The sequence below is a fragment of the Photorhabdus sp. P32 genome, from assembly GCF_038085095.1.
GTDB lineage: Bacteria > Pseudomonadota > Gammaproteobacteria > Enterobacterales > Enterobacteriaceae > Photorhabdus > Photorhabdus luminescens.
Genome location: NZ_JAZGJN010000136.1, coordinates 1 through 2,353, shown reverse-complemented (window position 1 = coordinate 2,353; position 2,353 = coordinate 1). Strand labels below are relative to the sequence as shown.

The 2,353-nt window shown below is 38.3% G+C and carries 2 protein-coding genes; one reads left to right on the top strand and one right to left on the bottom strand.

All coding sequences use genetic code 11. The features are described 5' to 3' along the window. On the bottom strand, window positions 1-168 hold a 168-nt coding region (locus V2H77_RS00830), incomplete at its 3' end, for an aromatic amino acid transport family protein (RefSeq protein ID WP_341497285.1). Between the two features lie 340 nt (window positions 169-508). Here V2H77_RS00830 and prtA point away from each other — a divergent pair. Next, a complete protein-coding gene (gene prtA / locus V2H77_RS00825; RefSeq protein WP_341497284.1) occupies window positions 509-1,951 on the top strand; it encodes a serralysin in 1,443 nt (480 codons plus the stop codon). Window positions 1,952-2,353: the final 402 nt, after the last annotated feature.

Here is a 2,353-nt window from a genome sequence, read left to right as displayed (position 1 = left end):
CAACATGCAAAACCAGGTAAAAATCAAAGCGGCGATTGACCAGAAAAACCATGCTCCTGACATGACAACCGGTAAAGAAAACATGCCAGCGCCAATAATCGTTCCACTAATGATCATAGCGCCGCCAAATAAAGATGGAGACGATTTTTCTATCGACAAAGTAGCCATATGCGTTACCCTATACCCGTTATCTTTCAAGCTGCTGCTTTGTTGGCTGCACTCGCTCACCTCAGTTACATAGTTTGCTATGCTCCCGAGGATTCACTCCTTTGCCGCCGCGCTGCAACTCGAAATCTATTAGGTATATTTGTTTTATGCTATTTTTATCACGTTTATATTAAAAAAATATGTTAATTGTTTTTTATGTAATTAACTTTAGTGTTACTTTTATGGGAAGGGATTTTTAATTGCGTGGCCGGGATAGCCCATCACTTATAGGTTTTATTGACAGGTGTTTAATTAAATAAAAAGGTTTTTATATTTAAGATTTTAACTTATGGAGAAATATATGTCATTAAAGAGGAAGATTTCATATTTGGAAGAAGTTAATGGTTCAGCAAAGGCAAATGAGGTACTGACTTGGCTACAGGCTTATATTCCAGGTAAAGATCCTAATATTGTCGTTGGGCATGAGCCTAGTAAAGATGCGGCGAAAGAGTTAATCCGAAGTGATTATCGTTGGGGGCATCAGAGTAATGACAAATCTGAAACTTTCCAATTAACGTATAATTTCCTGGAGAGTGAACCGGATAATATGCCGTGGAGTATTTATGGCTTTTCAGCATTTAATGAAGAGCAAAAAGCGGCGGCAAAACTGTCAATTCAATCTTGGACTGATGTCGCCAATATTAAATTCACCGAAACCTCTGATGCGAGTAAGGCGAATGTCACTTTTGGTTTCTTTGATTTTAGTTTAACGGGGGATTATGCATTTGCTGAGATGCCGTATCCGCATTTGAAACAAGTAGGAACTTGGTATAATGCGGAAAGCCGTACTTTCTTAAAAAATGATATTGAATTGAATGGTTATGGCCGCCATACGTTTACTCATGAGATTGGTCATACATTAGGGTTGGATCATCCGGCTGATTATGATGCGTCTGATGATGTAATACCGACTTACAAGAACAAGGCGACCTATTTTGAAGATAGCGGCGCTTATACCGTTATGGGTTATTTCAGTGAAAAAAATACCGGACAGGACTTTAAAGGTATTGATTCATCTGCGCCATTACTTAACGATATTTCAGCCATTCAAGCAATGTATGGCGCAAATAATACTACCCGTACCGGTGACACGATATATGGCTTTAATTCCAACACCGATCGCGATTTCTTTACTGCAAAAGATGCAAAGAGCAAAATCGTGTTCACTGCCTGGGATGCGGGTGGTAATGATACCTTTGATTTCTCTGGTTTTACTCAGGATCAACGTATCAACTTGAATGAAGCTTCTTTCTCGGATGTTGGTGGTCTGAAAGGAAACATCTCTATTGCCCGCGGCGTCACGATTGAAAATGCGATTGGCGGCAGTGGTAATGATATTCTGATAGGGAATGATGCCAATAATACTCTGAAGGGCGGAGCCGGTGATGACATTATTTACGGTGGCCTGGGAGCTGATCATCTTTGGGGTGGGGAAGGCAAAGATACATTTGTCTACCTGAACGCCAAGGAATCACCTTTTCTTGAGCGTGATTGGGTCCATGACTTTATTTCCGGTGAAGATAAGATTGATTTGTCGTTGTTCGATCTAGGTGAAGCAGGGAAAGGTAGTATTAAGTTTGTCGAAGAATTCACTGGTACCGTTGGGGAAGCAGTGATCAGCTATGATAGCGTTAACAAGGTAAATGATTTCGTTATTAATATGGGGGGAGAATTATCCCAAGATGGTTTTGGGGTGAAGATCGTTGGAGAGCCGCTGACAGAGGCTGATTTCATCCTTTCATAACACAACAACACAACCGCATCTGACTGGATGCGGTTATTCGTTTAGTCACTTTGAGCGTCTGGACGTGTAATTTTGCTGTCTTCTGTCTTCTGTCTTCTGTATTCCGCATTCTCTCTTCTGCCCATGTGGTTGGAGTTCCTAATCTACTATTTTTCTATTATATAATAAGTCAAATACATTTAAATAAGTGATTAATTGTGTGATTTTTTTATTTAAAAACAATCTCAAAATAATTTATTTTTAAATTAAAATTATTTATTGGTGATATTAAACATAATTAATATATACATCGGTCGTATTATTTCATTATGACAAAACAATATATATGGAAATTAGTTTTAATTTGAAATTATTTCATGCCGGTGTTAAATGTAATTAACGTTTACATTAGTTGTATAATTC

Coding starts and splice junctions, on each gene's coding strand:
- prtA (WP_341497284.1), top strand. CDS start 509: ATGTCATTAAAGAGGAAGATTTCATATTTGGAAGAAGTTAATGGTTCA.